This window comes from Rhodopseudomonas pentothenatexigens (assembly GCF_900218015.1).
Lineage (GTDB): Bacteria > Pseudomonadota > Alphaproteobacteria > Rhizobiales > Xanthobacteraceae > Rhodopseudomonas > Rhodopseudomonas pentothenatexigens.
In genome coordinates, this window is the sequence record NZ_UFQQ01000010.1 from 54424 (window position 1) to 69319 (window position 14896).

Consider the following 14896-nt stretch of genomic DNA (forward strand, 5'->3'; position numbering starts at 1 on the left):
GCGGGTGGTTGGTGGTTGGGTAGGATCAGAACTGCCGGCGTCGTCGCGTCGGGCCCCCGCCTCGATGCAAACGGTCCGGGTGTCGACCACCGCCATATGCGGGAACGGCATATAAAATCACCGACGCACGCGTCGCAAGCCGTGCATGCACAATTGCCCGTGTGGGCCCGACCGATCGGCGATCTTCTACCACGCCGCGGAAATTGCGGCTGTCGCGCTGCAACGCAGCATTCAACCGGCCCTGGCCAGCGGGGGCGGCTCGACGGTGGCTCCAGCGATGATGTCGCGGAAGTGCGTGATCGGCTGCGGCCGGCCGATCAGGTAGCCCTGCACTTCGTCGCAACCGGCCCGGGCCAGGAACGCGAGCTGACTTTCGGTCTCGACGCCCTCGGCAATCACCGGCAGCTTCAGCGTGCGCGCAAGGCTGAGGATCGCCTCGACGATCGCCGCCGATTCCGGGTTGGTCTCGAGCTTGCGTGTGAACGCCTGATCGATCTTGATCTTGTCGAACGGAAACGACTGCAGATACGACAGCGACGAATAGCCGGCGCCGAAATCGTCCATCGCAACGCGTACGCCGAGATTCTTGATCTTGCGCAGGATCGCGATCGCACCGGCGAAATCGTCGATCAGCACGCCTTCGGTGATTTCGACTTCGAGCCGCGACGGCTCCAGCCCGGTCTCCAGCAGGATCTGCAGGATCAGCGCCGGCACGTCGAGCCGCCGGAAATCGAGCGGCGAGAAGTTGACGGCGATCGCCAGCGGTTTGCTCCACGATGCCGCTTCGGCGCAGGCACTGCGCAACACCCATTCGTCGATCGGGCCGATCTGGCCGGTCTCTTCGGCGAGCGGCACGAACAGCGCGGGTGATACCATGCCACGCACCGGATGCCGCCAGCGCAGCAGCGCCTCGAAGCCGATGATCGCTCCGGCCGCCGTCGCCTGCGGCTGGTAGTGGATCTCGAACTGCCGCTGCTCCAGCGCCACCGCCAGCTCGCGCTGCAGCGCGCGTTTTTCCCGAATCTGCAGATCCATCGCCGGCTCGAACAGACACACCGTGCCGCGCTGTTCGGTCTTGGCGCGATACAGCGCAACGTCGGCATGGGCGAGCAGCGTATCGGCGTCCTCGCCGTCGCGCGGATAGACGCTGACGCCGGCGGTCGCGGTGAGCCTGATGCGGTGGCCGTCGACCTCGAACTCGGTGTCGCACAGGCGCGCCAGTTGCCGGCAGACCTCCTGGATCGAATCGGTCGCGGGGTCCGGCGAGGTGACGATCGAAAACTCGTCGCCGCCCGGCCGGGCCAGAAAGCCCCAATGGCAGGTGTCGGCGAGGCGCCGCGCCATCTCGGCCAGCACCGCGTCGCCGACCGCCTGGCCGAACACGTCGTTGATCTCCTTGAAGCGGTCGATGCCGAGCCGGATCACCGCGAAGCCGCCGTCGAACCGACGCGCCTGTTCGACGCTCGCAACGATGCGCTCGTTGAAGGCGGCGCGGTTGGGAAGACCGGTGGCGACGTCGTGCAGTGCCAGATAGGCGAAGCGCTGCTCGGCCTGCTTGTGATCGGTGACGTCGCTGTGCTTGGCGATCCAGCCGCCGTTCGGCAGGCGCCGGAGATCGATCCGGATATGGCGACCGTCGCGCAGTTCTGCGACCAGGGTGGCGGGGCCGCCGGAGGCGAGCGCGGCACCGAGTTCGATCAGTTGCCGCTTGTCGCTGACAAAGTTGCCGGAATTCTGCATCACCGCCAGAGTGCGGCGGAGGCTGTGGCCGGCGATCTCACGCCCCGGCGGAATGGCATAGATGTCGAGAAAGGCTTCGTTCCAGAGCTGCAGCCGCCCCTGGGCGTCGAACAGGCAGAAGCCCCGCGCCGCGTCGTTGAGGATCCCGTCCAGCACCATGTCGCGTTCGGCCAAAGTCAGCCGGGTGCGGCGGCCCGCGATCGAACTCAACCACACCGCCAGACTGGCAAAGCCGGTTGTGGCGGTCACCGAGCCGATCATCAGCCCCAGCGCGACGGTCGGCGCGAGCGGCGCATCCCAGGCAACCATCAGCGCCAGCGCCATAGCGGCCGCAATTGCACTGAGCGAGGCAAAGCCGGTCGCGACGATCCAGCGCCGGCGTCCCTTGCCGTCGCTGACCTCAATGCTGCGCAACCCGCCATAGGCCCCGACGACGCCGAGGACGCACAGCACGGCGGCCAGGGCGATCATTTCCCAAAACTGGGCATCGGGTGCGGAAGTAAGTTCGGCCATCTGCGATTGGAACCTGCTCTCGCTTCGCACTCTGGCATCGTGGTTTTGCCTAATGCTTAAAGAGATCGCCAAATCGGCGGCAGCCGGAGCGGCCGAACGCCGCGCCAGTTCCGTTACTCATCATCGCGGGAATATTACGACGTGCAGACAGCCGAGGGCGACAACGAGAAGTCGCAGGCGAGGTGTTCAGGCGGCCCGCTCACGGGCTCGGATACGGCTCCGACGGCAATGCCGGCTGCCTGCGGCGCAGTCGCTCGCGATGCGCCGTGTAGATGCCGCTGCCGATGATCACCGCGGCGCCGGCGAAGGTCCACAGATCCGGCACTTCACCGAACACGCCGAAGCCGAGGATCGCCACCCAGACGAGCTGGCTGTAGGTGAACGGCGCCAGCACGGACGCATCGGCGTAACGATAGGCCAGCACCACGACCCACTGCCCCATCGTCGAGGCCAGCCCGACCAGGAGGCCGATGCCGATATCGTGCCAGCTCGGCGTCACCCAGACGAACGGCACCAGCGCGCTGAGCGTGATGAAGCCGACCAGCGCCGAGAACGACATCGTGACGATGGCGCGATCGGCGCCGCTGATCATCCGCGTCAAGGTCAGCGTCAGCGCCCAGCCCAGCGCCGACAGGATCGGCAGTACGACTGCGGGGTCGAACGCCGCCGAGCCCGGCCGGATCACGATCAGCACGCCGACCAGGCCGACCAGCGTCGCGATCCAGCGCCGGATCCCGACGCGCTCGCCGAGCAGCGGGATCGACAGCGCGGTGACGAACAGCGGCGCGACGAACGAGGTGGCCGAAGCCTCCGCAATCGGAAGAAACTGCAAGCCGGTGATGAACAGCACCGACGACGCCACCAGCGCCAGCGCCCGCAACACCTGCAGTTTCGGCCGCACCGAGCGCAGCGGCGACTCCCTGGAGGCGAGCACCACCGGAATCATGATCAGCACGAATACCAGAAACCGGATCCAGCCGATTTCGATCGGCGGCAGGGTGCGACCGAGATACTTCGCCAGCGCGTCGGAACAGGCCAGAAACACCGTCGAGCCGACGATCAGCGCGATGCCGCGCAGCGGATGGTCGGCGTGGCGATGGGTCAGCCGGCGCACGGCGTCGTTGCTTGGCGAGGTGACGGTCAAGGCTCGATGACGCTTTGGAGGAGGTGAAAGCGGGACGACTCCGCGGGCGGATGTCCCATCAACTAACAATCCGACAAAACGATGTTCGGCGTGCCGGCACAAGTGCCGAAATCGGGACTCGGTCATGCGACAGGCCTGGAAGCGAGGCGCTGCGGACTTTTTCCTCCGACCGCGCCTCGCGCTCACAGCATCGGCAGGCTTGCGGGCTCGGGGCCCAGCGGGCAGGCCTGATCGATCGCATCGATCTCCTCCTCACTGAGCCGCAGTGCCAGTGCCGCCGCATTGTCCGCCGCATGAAGCGGGTTGCCGGCTTTCGGAATCGCAAACACCGACGGCCGCCGGGTCAGAAACGCCAGCGCCACCTGCCGCGGGGTGGCGCCGTGGGCGTCGGCGATGCTCTGCAGCAGCCGCCCGGCCGGACTGCGCGGGCCCGGGAATTCGTCGTGGCCGAACGGCGAATACGCCGTGACGGCGACGCCGTGAGCTTCGCACCACGGAATCACGGTGTGTTCGACCGCGCGTTCGAGCAGATGGTACAGCACCTGATTGCAGGAGATCCTGCCGTCGCCGGCGACCCGGTGCAGCTCGCGCAAATCTCCGGCGTCGAAATTGCTCACGCCCCAGGAGAGGATCTTGCCGGCGGCCACCAGTTCCTCGAACGCCGCCACCGTCTCGCCGAGCTGATAATGGCCGCGCCAATGCAGCAGATAGCAGTCGAGCCGGTCGGTGCGAAGCCGGGCCAGCGAGCGTTCGCAGGCCGCAATGGTGCCGCGGCGCGAGGCATTGCTCGGTAACACTTTGGAAACCAGGAACACCTCGTCGCGCCGGCCGGCGATCGCCTCGGCAACCAGCGGCTCGGCGTCGCCGTACATCTCGGCGGTGTCGATGTGTGTCAGGCCGAGATCGAGGCCGCGCCGCAGCGCGGCGATCGCCGACGCGCGGTCACCCTGGTCGATATACCAGGTGCCCTGCCCGATCGGCGCGAGGTTCGGCCCCATCCGGCCGAATCTGCGCATGTCCCCAGTCACCATTCGCTCCCGTCACGATCACACCGTGCCGGCCATCATTGGCCGCGGCGCGGCGCCCTGGCCCGGCTTCAGCCGGAACTCGTAGGTCATCCAATGCCACGGTCCCGAGGCCTCGCGACCATCAGGCATCACCGCATCGTTGCGCAATTCCACGTTCGAAATCAGTTCCTCTTTGACCCCAAATACAATGTCGGTTTCCAGATATTTATCACCTTCGATGAAAACATGGGTGACCAGCGGCTCGAAGCCAGGGGCGCTGATCAGAAAATGCACGTGCGCCGGCCGCATCGGATGCCGTCGCGCCGCCAGGATCAGGTCGCCGACCGGGCCGTCGATCGGGATCGGATAGCTGCACGGCAGGATGGTGCGGAACGCGATCCGGCCGTCGGCATCGGTCGCGAACCGCGCCCGCAACGACGGTCCGCGCTCGGCATAGCCGGGCTTCTGGGAATCGTAAAAGCCGTCGTCGTCGGCGTGCCAGACGTCGACCAAGGCCTGCGCGATCGGCGCGCCGTCGAGATCGGTGATACGGGCCTGAACATACATCGGCTCGCCGTCGAGCCCTTCGGAAATGTCGGCTCCATGCGGCATCTGCTTGTGTTCGCCGACATAGAACGGGCCGAGCACCGTCGTTTGCGTCGCGCCGGCGCGGTCGCGGTGATTGACGGCATCGACCAGCATCGAGACCCCGAGCACGTCCGACAGCAGGATGAACTCCTGCCGGCTCGGCGTGGATTTCTGGCCGGTCCGGGTGAGGAAGTCGATCGCCTTCTCCCATTCCTCGAAGGTCAGGCCGGTGCGGCGGACGTAATCGTGCAGCGAGCGCACCAGCTCGCGCATCAACAGCTTCATGCGCGGATCGGGGGTTTCGTCGAAGCTCTTGACGACCGCCTCGGTGAGGTCGGTCTCGTCGAATTGAGGCATGTCCCGCTCAGATGTCGTTGGAGAGGCGGCGACGGTACACCATGCTTCCCGCTCCGGTAAGCGCGGCCACGGAAGGCCGGCATGCGCGGACGACGACACCGCGGTGCGCATCGCCGGTCCGCCCGCCGCCGATAGAACGCCTCGCGGTTTTCCGATATCAAGGAAGCCCGAGCGAACCACGCCAGAATCCGGGACCGTCAACCGGACGATCCGACATCTCCAGGAGCGAAGCGATGCCCAGCCAAGCCGCACCAGCCCAATCCCCGGCGCCGACCATCGGATCGGCCGCCAGCGCCGGCATGTCCGAGGCCGCGCTGCGCCGGATCGACGATCATCTGCAGCGGCTCTATCTCGATCCCGGGAAGCTGCCCGGCACCCAGACGCTGGTGTATCGCCGCGGCCAGATCGTCTATCAGTCCTCGCTCGGCTTCGCCGACGTCGAACGCAAGGTCGCGGTGCGCGACGACACCATCTTCCGCATCTATTCGATGACCAAGCCGATCACCTCGGTGGCGCTGATGATGCTGTTCGAGGAAGGTCGGGTGCAGCTCGACGACCCGGTGGCGAAGTACATTCCGCAATGGGCGGGTCTCGGCGTGTTTCAGGCGGGCATCGCACCGTACTTCCTGACCAGGCCGCCGGCGCGGCCGATGCAGGTGGTCGACCTGCTGCGCCACACCTCCGGCCTGACCTACGGCTTCCAGAACCGCACCAATGTCGACGCCGCCTATCGCGACAAGGGCATCGGCGCGTTCGAGAAGGCCGGCACGCTCGATTCCTGGATCGCCGATCTGGCGCAGATTCCGCTCGAATTTTCACCCGGCGACGCCTGGAACTACTCGGTCTCGACCGACATCGTCGGCTACATCGTGCAGAAGATCAGCGGCATGCCGTTCGAGCAGTTCGTCAAGCAGCGCATCCTCGATCCGCTCGGCATGACCGACACCGACTTCTACGTGCCGGCTGCCAAGGCGCAGCGTCTTGCCGCCTGCTACACCGCCGATGGCAAGGGCGGCATGACGCTGTCGGACGATCCGGAAACCTCGAGCTTCCTGAGCCCCCCGGCGCTGATCTCCGGTGGCGGCGGCCTCGTTTCCACCACCGCCGACTATCTCACCTTCTGCCGCGCGCTGCTCAACGGCGGCGAACTCGGCGGCGTCCGACTGCTCGGGCCGAAGACGCTGAAGCTGATGACCAGCAGCCATCTGCCCGGCAATCGCGACCTCACCCAGATGTCGCTGTCGATGTTCTCCGAAGCGACCAATGCCGGCATCGGTTTCGGGCTCGGCTTCGCCGTCAACATGAATCCGGCGCTGACGCTGCTGCCGGGCTCGGCCGGCGAATTCTATTGGGGCGGCGCGGCCTCGACCGCGTTCTGGATCGATCCGGCCGAGGAGCTGATCACCATCTTCATGACCCAGCTGATCCCCTCCAGCGCCTACCCGATCCGCCGCGAGCTGCGCACGCTGGTGTACAGCGCGATCACCGAGAGCAATCTGTAGAGCGCTGCCTATCCTCCCGTCATTGCGAGGAGCGAAGCGACGAGGCGATCCAGCTCCGCGCGCGAAACTCGATTGCTTCGCTCACGATGACAGAGCTAATGCCCGCCGCGTACGTGCACCACGGCGATGTCGTCCGCGTACAGCCGGCGCCAGCCGGGCCGCTGGTCCATCTCGCGGACGGCGCCTGCGCTCGGCGGCAGCAGCGTCGCATCGATGTCGTTGCCGCTCAGCAGCCGGTCCAGCGCGGCTGGATCGCGCCCCGCGGTGGCGCGCAGCGTGTCCATCACCCGCGCCTCGCCGTACAGCTCGGCGCGGCCGTCGATGAACACCGGCACATGACGCGAGATCAGATAACCGCCGAAGATGTAGGCGTTGAAGATCCGCCTGGCGCCGTGCACCTGCGCCGCCGCCAGCGCCCGCTCCGGCACCTGGGCCTCGTCGAAGCGATAGTGCAGCCGCGGCGCCGCAGCGATCGTTGCCGCGATGATCGCGATCACCGCGACGACGCCGGCCCAGGCGGGCGGCGCGAGATCGGGCTTTGCTTCGGCTGACGCGCGCCCAAGCCCGAATTGCAGCGCCCACGGCCGCGCCGCGATCATCGGGACCAGGAGCGCGTAGTGCTCGATGCTGCGGACGTGCGCCAGCGCCATGTGCACCAAGCCGAGCACCAAGAGCAGCCGCGGCCACGGCAGCGTCAGGCCGCGCGCCATCGCGATGCCGAGCAGCGCCAGCAGGCTGGCTTCGAAGGCCCCGAACTTCGAAAAATCGGACGAGGCCCACTCGCCAAGCGTCGACAGCACGTCACCGAGACTGAGGATCTTGGTTGCGGCCAGGAGCGTGCCCCAGCCGTACGGCGTCGCGCAGCAGGCTGCCACGGCGGCGATGCCGAATGCGGCCCAGCGCAGCGCCAGCGGCACGCGCCGCTGCGGCTCGGCGTGGCGCAGCGCTTCGACGCCGAGTGCGCCGATCAGCATCAGCCCGAACACGAAGCCGCCGTGCAGATTGGCCCACAGCACCATCACCGTCAGCAGCGCCCAGGGCGGCGGCGCCTTGCGGTCGGCGGCGTCGATCAGGCCGATGAACCAGGCCACCATCACCGGCAGCGCCAACATGTGCGGCCGCGCCAGCACATGCGGCATGATCAGCACCATCGCGGCGAGCGCCAGCGCAGCGGTCACCAGCGCCGGCGCAAAGCGCTGGAGATAGGCGGCGAACTGCGCCAGCGCCGTGGCGACCGCGAGCGCCGTGACGATCACCGGCCCGGCCCAGCCGGCCTGCATCGCCAGCGCGAAGATCACCTGCGCCAGCCACGAGCTCGACTGCCACGGCGCGCCGGCCCTGGTGAACGAGAAGCTGTCGACCGTCGGCACCGTGCCGTGCGCGAGAATCCAACGCCCGGTCTCGATCTGCCAGAAGCTGTCGGAATCCTGCAGCAGGCTGTCGCCGGTGAGCAGCAGAAACGCCAGCGCGCCGGCGCCGACCAGCAGCGGCAGCACGAAGCTGCGCGTGCCGGCGGTGTCGGTCAGGTGCATCGCCGGAACGGTCACGGGCGGTTCTCTTCGATCGGGGCGAACGATGTCGCGATCGAACCACGGCCGCCGATAACATCCGGTAAAGCCGCAGGCCCCGAGGTTCAGACTTCGTTAACCGTTCAGATCTTGCGCTCCCGCCCTTGCCAGAACGGATCCCGCACCGCGCGGCGCAGCAGCTTGCCGACCGGGCTCTTCGGCACCTCGTCGATGAAGCGGACCTGCTTCGGCACCTTGTAGCTCGCCACCCGCTCGCGCGCGAACGCGATCAGTTCGGCCTCCTCGGCGCTGGCGCCTTGGCGCAGCGCCACGAAGGCCGCAACGCTCTCGCCCCATTTGTCGTCGGGCAGCCCGACCACCACCACCTCGCGCACCGCCGGATGCGCGGCGAGCGCGTCCTCGACCTCGCGCGGATAGACGTTGTAGCCGCCGGACACGATCATGTCGGAGGTGCGGTCGACCAGATACAGATAGCCGTCGTCGTCGAACCTCCCGACATCGCGGGTGCGCAGCCAGCCGCCCGGCAGAAACATCTGTGCGTTCAGCTCGGGTGCGTTGTAATAGCCCTTCATCGCAAACGGCGTGCGCAGCGCGATCTCGCCGGCTTCGCCCGGCGCGACCTCCTCGCCCTCTTCGTCCACCAGCTTGATCTCGCAATCGATCGACGGCCGACCGCAGGACGCCAGCCGCTGCTCCGCCTTCGGCCCGACGTGATCCGATTTCGTCAGATGGGTGATGAAGATCGGCGCTTCGGACTGGCCGTAATATTGCGCGAACCGCGGCCCCCACGCCTTCAGCGCGCGCTGCATCACCGGCCGCGGCATCGGCGAGGCGCCGTAAATGATGCTCTTGACGCTGGAGAAGTCCGCCTGTTCGATGCCGGGATGATCGAGCAGCATGCCGATCATGGTCGGCACCAGATTGAGCGCAGTCGGCTTCCAGCGCTCGACCGCGTCGAGATAACTCGCCGGCGTGAAGCCCGGCAGCACCGCGGCGACGCCGCCGCGCAGCCAATACGGCACGATGAAGCAGCCCGAGGCGTGGATCATAGAGGCGGCGTGCAGCATCACGTCGCCCTCGCCGACCTCCATGTTGATCAGCACGTTGGTGGCCATCGCCGCCCAGCTCGCTTGGGTGTGTTCGACGGCCTTGAGCTTGCCGGTGGTGCCGGAGGTGAAGATGGTGATGACGATGTCGTCGGGCTCGCAGCGCCGCGCCGGCGGCGCATCGGACTGCGCCTTGGCCAGCTGCAGCAGGTCGTCCGCCTCCGCGCTGCCGATGCTGATCAGCTTCAACCCCTGCATCGCCTGCGCCAGCTCGCGCGCCCGCTCGGTGAGATCGGTGCCGTGGATCAGGATGTCGACGCCGGCACCTTCCAGCATCTGCTGCTGCTCGACCAGCGACAGACGCGAATTCAACGGCACCCGCGACAGCCGCGATTTGACGAAGCCGAAATCGATCGGCAGCGTGTAGATCGAATTGTTCAGCAGCATCCCGACCCGGCTGCCGACGTCGAGCTTGAAGGTGTCGACGAAGACGTTGGCGATCCGGTTCGACAGCAGATCGACCTCGGTGAAGGTCATGCGCTGATCGCCGAACATCACCGCCGTCTTCGGCCCGTGATACACCGCGCCGCGCCGGATCATCTCGGATGCCAGCATCGTGGTCCTCCCTTTCGTCGCACCCGCCGCTTTGGTGCGGCGTGGCTGTTAGGTCGTCGTCCTCTTAACGAGTCATTCCGGGGCGCTCACGAAGTGAGCGAACCCGGAATCTCGCCGCCACAACCTCGGGATTCCGGGTTCGCGCTCCGCGCGCCCCGGAATGACGGCCTGCGGCCGTCACTTCCCCGGCCACACCGGCTTGCGCTTTTCGGCGAACGCTTTCAGGCCCTCTTTGGCGTCCTCGGTCATCGCCAGCAGTGCGATCTGGCTTTCGGTGTAGGCGATGCTCTCGTCGAACGACATCGCGGCGATCGCGCGCATCGCGTATTTGCCGCGGCGGATCGCGGTCGGCGATTTGTCGGTGAGCCGCTTCGCCAGCCACTCGACCTTGGCGTCGAGTTCGGCCGCCGGCACCGCGTAGTTGAGCAGGCCGGCCGCAAGCGCGGCTTGCGCATCGAACGGCTCGCCGGTCAGCGCCCATTCGGCGATCAGCCGGCGCGGCGCGATGTCCTGCAGCAGGCTCATGACCTGCATCGGGAACACCCCGACCTTCACCTCGGGCAGGCCGAACACGACGTTGTCGGCCGCCACCGCCATGTCGGTCATACACAACAGGCCCATGCCGCCGGCCATACAGGTGCCGTTGACGCGGGCGATCGACGGCTTGGTGGAATTCTGCGCCAGCCGCAGCAGGTCGGCGTAATCGACATTCGGCTTGGAAAAGTCGAACGAGAACGCCGCCCCGGTCGATTGCAGGTCGGCACCGGCACAGAACGCCTTGTCGCCGGCGCCGGTGAGCACGATCACCCGCACCTCGGCGTCGTCATGCGCCTGCTTCCAGCCGCGGGTAATGCCCTCGACCACGCCGGCATTGATGGCGTTGCGCTTGTCGGGACGATTGATGGTGATCCAAAGCGCGCTGTCGCGCTTCTCGATGATCACGGCGTCGTTGCTCATATTGAGGCTTCCTTTGGTCTCGTCATTGCGAGGAGCGAAGCGACGAAGCAATCCAGCCTAACGCATGGAGCTTCTGGATTGCTTCGCTTCGCTCGCAATGACGGGGCAAATGTTCATCCTTGCTGCGGGGACACTTCGATCTCGGCGAGGATGCGGCCGGCGGTGACCTGCTCGCCTTCGGCGACATCGATCGCGATGATGCCAGAGCCAGGCGCCGTGTGCACGTGCTCCATCTTCATCGCTTCCAGCGTCAGCACCGGTTGGCCGGCCTCGACGCGGTCGCCGGCCTTGACCAGCACCGCGACGACGCGACCGTTGAGCGCCGCGCGCAGCTTGCCGTCGCCGCCGCCGCGCGCCGCGCTCTGCGGCGCCGCGCGGGTGAGATCGACGACGCTGCTCTCGACACCCAGCCGCTGCACGAACAGCCGGTCACCGGCGCGGTGGAAGACGGCGGACTCGCCGAGCCCCTTGGCCTGGAAGCGGATGCCGTTCGCCGACAGCTCCTCGATCGCGAAGCTGATCGGCTGCCCGTCTTGCGTGACGACGTAGCTGCCGTCGCGTTCGCGCACCACCTCACAGTTCTGCTCGCCGCCGTCGAGTTCGAACTTCAGCCGGGTCGGAAACACCGCCGCCAGCGACCGGCCGGGGCGATGCGGCGGCGCGTAGGAATCGGTGACGTAGAGCAGCAGCGCCGCGACCGCAGCGGCCGGCACCGCATCGTCCGGCAGCGCCCGCACCAGTTCGTCGCGATGCTGGGCGATGAACGCCGTGGTCGCCTCGCCGGCCGCGAACACCTTGTGGCGCAGACAGGCGGCGAGGAAGCCGCGATTGGTGGTGACGCCGAACGCGATGGTGCCGTCCAGGCCGTGGATCAGCTTGCGCCGCGCCTCATCACGGCTGGCACCGACCGCGATCACCTTGGCGATCATCGAGTCATAATACGGCGGAATCTCCGCACCCGATTGCAGCGCGTGCTCGACCCGCAGCTCCGCCGGCATCCGCCACAGCGCCATCCGTCCCGACTGCGGCATGAAGTCGTGATCGGCATCCTCCGAGCACAGCCGCACCTCGATCGCGTGGCCGCGGAAATGCACATCGTCCTGGCGCAACGGCAGCGGTTCGCCGGCGGCGATCCTGAGTTGCAGTTCGACCAGATCGAGCCCGGTGATCGCTTCGGTCACCGGATGCTCGACCTGCAGCCGGGTGTTCATCTCCATGAAGTAGAACTTGCCTTCGGCGTCGAGCAGGAATTCCAGCGTGCCGGCGCCTTCGTACTGAAGGGCCTTGACGGCATTCACCGCCACGGTGCCCATCTGCTCGCGAAGCACGTCCGACACCGCCGGCGACGGCGCTTCCTCGATCAGCTTCTGGTGCCGGCGCTGCACCGAGCAGTCGCGTTCGCCGAGATGGATGGCGGCGCCGTAGCGATCACCGAACACCTGAATCTCGATGTGCCGCGGCTGCAGAATCGCGCGCTCCAGGATCACGGTCGGATCGCCGAACGCGCTGTGCGCTTCGGAACGCGCGCTGCGCAGCGCGTCGGGCAGCGCTGCGGCGTCTGCCACCAGCCGCATGCCGCGTCCGCCGCCGCCGGCCACCGCCTTGATCATGATCGGAAAACCGATCCGCTCGGCCTCCCGCGTCATTGCGGCGTCGCTCTGATCCTCGCCCTGATAGCCCGGCACGCACGGCACGCCGGCCTTCAGCATGATCTCCTTGGCGCCGGCCTTGTTGCCCATCGCGGCGATCGACTCGGCGGACGGACCGATGAACACCAGCCCGGCGTCGCGGCAGGCCGCGGCGAAGTCCTCGTTCTCGGCGAGGAAGCCGTAGCCGGGATGCACCGCGTCGGCGCCGGCGGTCTTCGCCGCCGCGATGATCGCCGGAATGTTCAGGTAGGACTGCGACGGCTGGGCACCGCCGATCGCCACCGCTTCGTCGGCGGCGCGGACATGGGCGGCGTCGCGATCTGCGTCGGAATACACCGCGACCACGCCGTAGCCGAGCCGGCGGGCGCTGCGCATCACCCGCAGCGCGATCTCGCCGCGGTTGGCGATCAGGATTTTGGAGAACGGCGTCGGCTTCAACATACGGGTCACACTCATGGCCGGGACACCGCGAACTGCATGCGCTGCGGCTCGCGCGCTTCGCTCTCGCGGCAGATCGCCAGCACTTCGGCCAGCACCGCGCGGGTGTCGCGCGGATCGATCACGCCGTCGTCGAGCATCCGCGCCGAGGTCGCGAACACGTCCATCTGGCCGTTGAACACCGCGGTGATGCCCGCCTTCATCTGGTCGAGCTTTTCGCGATCGACCGGCACGCCCTTCCGCGCCGCGCCGGCCTCGGCGACGATCGCCATGGTTTCGGCGGCCTGCTCGCCGCCCATCACCGCGGTCTTGGCGTTGGGCCAGGAGAAGCAGAACCGCGGATGGAAGCCGCGGCCACACATGCCGTAATTGCCGGCTCCGAACGAGGCGCCGCAATAGATCGTGATCTGCGGCACGGTAGCCGAGGTCACCGCCTGGATCATCTTGGAGCCGTGCTTGATCATGCCGGCTTCCTCATAGGCGCGGCCGACGATGTAGCCGGTGGTGTTGTTGAGATACAGGATCGGGGTGCGCGATTGGCAGCACGCCTGGATGAAGTGCGTCGCCTTGTTGGCGCCGGCCGGATCGAGCGGGCCGTTGTTGGTGATGATGCCGATCGCCATGCCTGCGATCCGCGCCTGGCCAACCACGGTGGCGGGACCATAGTTCGGCGACATCTCGGTGAAATCCGACTCGTCGACGATCCGCGCAATCACCTGGCGCATGTCGACCGGGCGCTTGTGATCCATCGGCATGATGCCGAGCAGTTCTTCCGGATCGTACAGCGGCGGGTGATAGGTCGCGGGATCCGGCCCAGGACCGGAGCGGTCCCATGGCAGCCCGGCCATGATGTCGCGCGCGATCCGCAGCGCGTCGCGGTCGTCTTCGGCGAGGTAATCGCCGAGACCGGAAATCGAGGTGTGCATCTCGGCGCCGCCGAGCTCTTCCTCGGTGGCGATCTCGCCGGTCGCGGCCTTCAGCAGCGGCGGCCCGGCGAGGAACGCCCGGGTGCGGCCGCGCACCATCACGATATAGTCGGACAGGCCGGTCTGATACGCGCCGCCCGCGGTCGACGAGCCGTGCGTCACCGTCACCACCGGCAGCCCGGCGGCGGACATCCGCGCCAGGTTGCGGAAGATGTTGCCGCCGCGGACGAAGTCCTCGACCCGGTAGCGCAGCAGATTGGCGCCGGCGCTTTCCACCAGTTGCACGAACGGCAGCTTGTTCTCCAGCGCCAGCTCCTGAATCCGCAGCGTCTTGTCGAGACCGAACGGCTGCAGCGCACCGGCGTCGATGCCGGAATCGTTGGCGCTGATCATGCAGCGGATGCCAGCGACGTAGCCGATGCCGCCGATCACGCCGCCGCCGGGCACGCTCTTGTCGGCATTGGCTGTGTCGAACATGTAGCCGGCCAGCGTCGACAGTTCGAGGAACGGCGTGCCGGGATCGAGCACCAGCGCGACGCGCTCGCGCGGCAGCAACTGCCCGCGCTTGTGGAAGCGCTCGGCGGAGGCCGACGACAGCGTCCGCGCCCGCGCCTCCAACATCCGCATCCGCTCGATCAGCGCCAGCATGCCCTCGCGATTGGCCCTGAAGCCCTCACTCCCCGGCGCCACGTTGGATTCGATGATTGCCATTCACGTTGTCCTTGCCATCCAGAGCGCCCATCAACGGCTGCGTTCTGGAACCTTTTCGCTTCGTTGGTCATTCCGGGGCGCGACCGCAGGTCGCGAACCCGGAATCTCGAAGTACCCTGAACGTCGGGATTCCGGGTTCACGCCGCTTTGCGGCGTGCCCCGGAATGACGACAA

At 67.3% G+C, this 14896-nt stretch carries 10 protein-coding genes; 1 reads left to right on the forward strand and 9 read right to left on the reverse strand.

Features of this window, described 5'->3' with window-relative positions; translation table 11 throughout:
- Window positions 1-231: 231 nt before the first annotated feature.
- The 4 genes from DWA33_RS11040 to DWA33_RS11055 form a co-directional block, all read right to left on the reverse strand.
- Window positions 232-2253 carry a putative bifunctional diguanylate cyclase/phosphodiesterase gene (locus DWA33_RS11040; protein WP_114358146.1) on the reverse strand — a complete coding sequence of 674 codons (2022 nt, stop codon included), beginning with the start codon at window positions 2251-2253 and terminating at the stop codon, window positions 232-234.
- Window positions 2254-2452: 199 nt separating this feature from the next.
- Window positions 2453-3397 carry a DMT family transporter gene (locus DWA33_RS11045; RefSeq protein WP_114358147.1) on the reverse strand — a complete coding sequence of 315 codons (945 nt, stop codon included), beginning with the start codon at window positions 3395-3397 and terminating at the stop codon, window positions 2453-2455.
- A 182-nt stretch (window positions 3398-3579) separates the two neighbouring features.
- Entirely contained in the window at window positions 3580-4413 is an 834-nt protein-coding gene (locus tag DWA33_RS11050) for an aldo/keto reductase (protein WP_181902399.1), read from the reverse strand.
- Between the two features lie 30 nt (window positions 4414-4443).
- Complete coding sequence (locus DWA33_RS11055) at window positions 4444-5349, reverse strand: intradiol ring-cleavage dioxygenase (RefSeq protein ID WP_114358148.1); 906 nt, start codon at window positions 5347-5349, stop codon at window positions 4444-4446.
- A 233-nt stretch (window positions 5350-5582) separates the two neighbouring features.
- Here DWA33_RS11055 and DWA33_RS11060 point away from each other — a divergent pair, with 233 nt between their 5' ends.
- Window positions 5583-6851, forward strand: a complete 1269-nt coding sequence (locus tag DWA33_RS11060; protein ID WP_114358149.1) for a serine hydrolase domain-containing protein — start codon at window positions 5583-5585, stop codon at window positions 6849-6851.
- Window positions 6852-6946: 95 nt separating this feature from the next.
- Here the strand turns inward: DWA33_RS11060 and DWA33_RS11065 are convergent, their stop codons facing one another.
- The 5 genes from DWA33_RS11065 to DWA33_RS11085 all read right to left on the reverse strand — a co-directional run bounded on the left by DWA33_RS11065 (window position 6947) and on the right by DWA33_RS11085 (window position 14722).
- The gene (locus DWA33_RS11065) at window positions 6947-8398 is read right to left on the reverse strand and encodes a hypothetical protein (RefSeq protein WP_114358150.1); all 1452 of its coding nucleotides are present in this window, start codon (window positions 8396-8398) and stop codon (window positions 6947-6949) included.
- 104 nt (window positions 8399-8502) lie between these two features.
- Complete coding sequence (locus tag DWA33_RS11070; protein WP_114358151.1) at window positions 8503-10041, reverse strand: AMP-binding protein; 1539 nt, start codon at window positions 10039-10041, stop codon at window positions 8503-8505.
- Between the two features lie 177 nt (window positions 10042-10218).
- A complete protein-coding gene (locus tag DWA33_RS11075) occupies window positions 10219-10998 on the reverse strand; it encodes an enoyl-CoA hydratase/isomerase family protein (RefSeq protein WP_114358152.1) in 780 nt (259 codons plus the stop codon).
- 113 nt (window positions 10999-11111) lie between these two features.
- The gene (locus DWA33_RS11080) at window positions 11112-13103 is read right to left on the reverse strand and encodes an acetyl-CoA carboxylase biotin carboxylase subunit (RefSeq protein WP_114358153.1); all 1992 of its coding nucleotides are present in this window, start codon (window positions 13101-13103) and stop codon (window positions 11112-11114) included.
- The gene (locus DWA33_RS11085) at window positions 13100-14722 is read right to left on the reverse strand and encodes an acyl-CoA carboxylase subunit beta (RefSeq protein ID WP_114358154.1); all 1623 of its coding nucleotides are present in this window, start codon (window positions 14720-14722) and stop codon (window positions 13100-13102) included. The genes DWA33_RS11080 and DWA33_RS11085 overlap by 4 nt, the downstream gene beginning before the upstream one ends.
- Window positions 14723-14896: the final 174 nt, after the last annotated feature.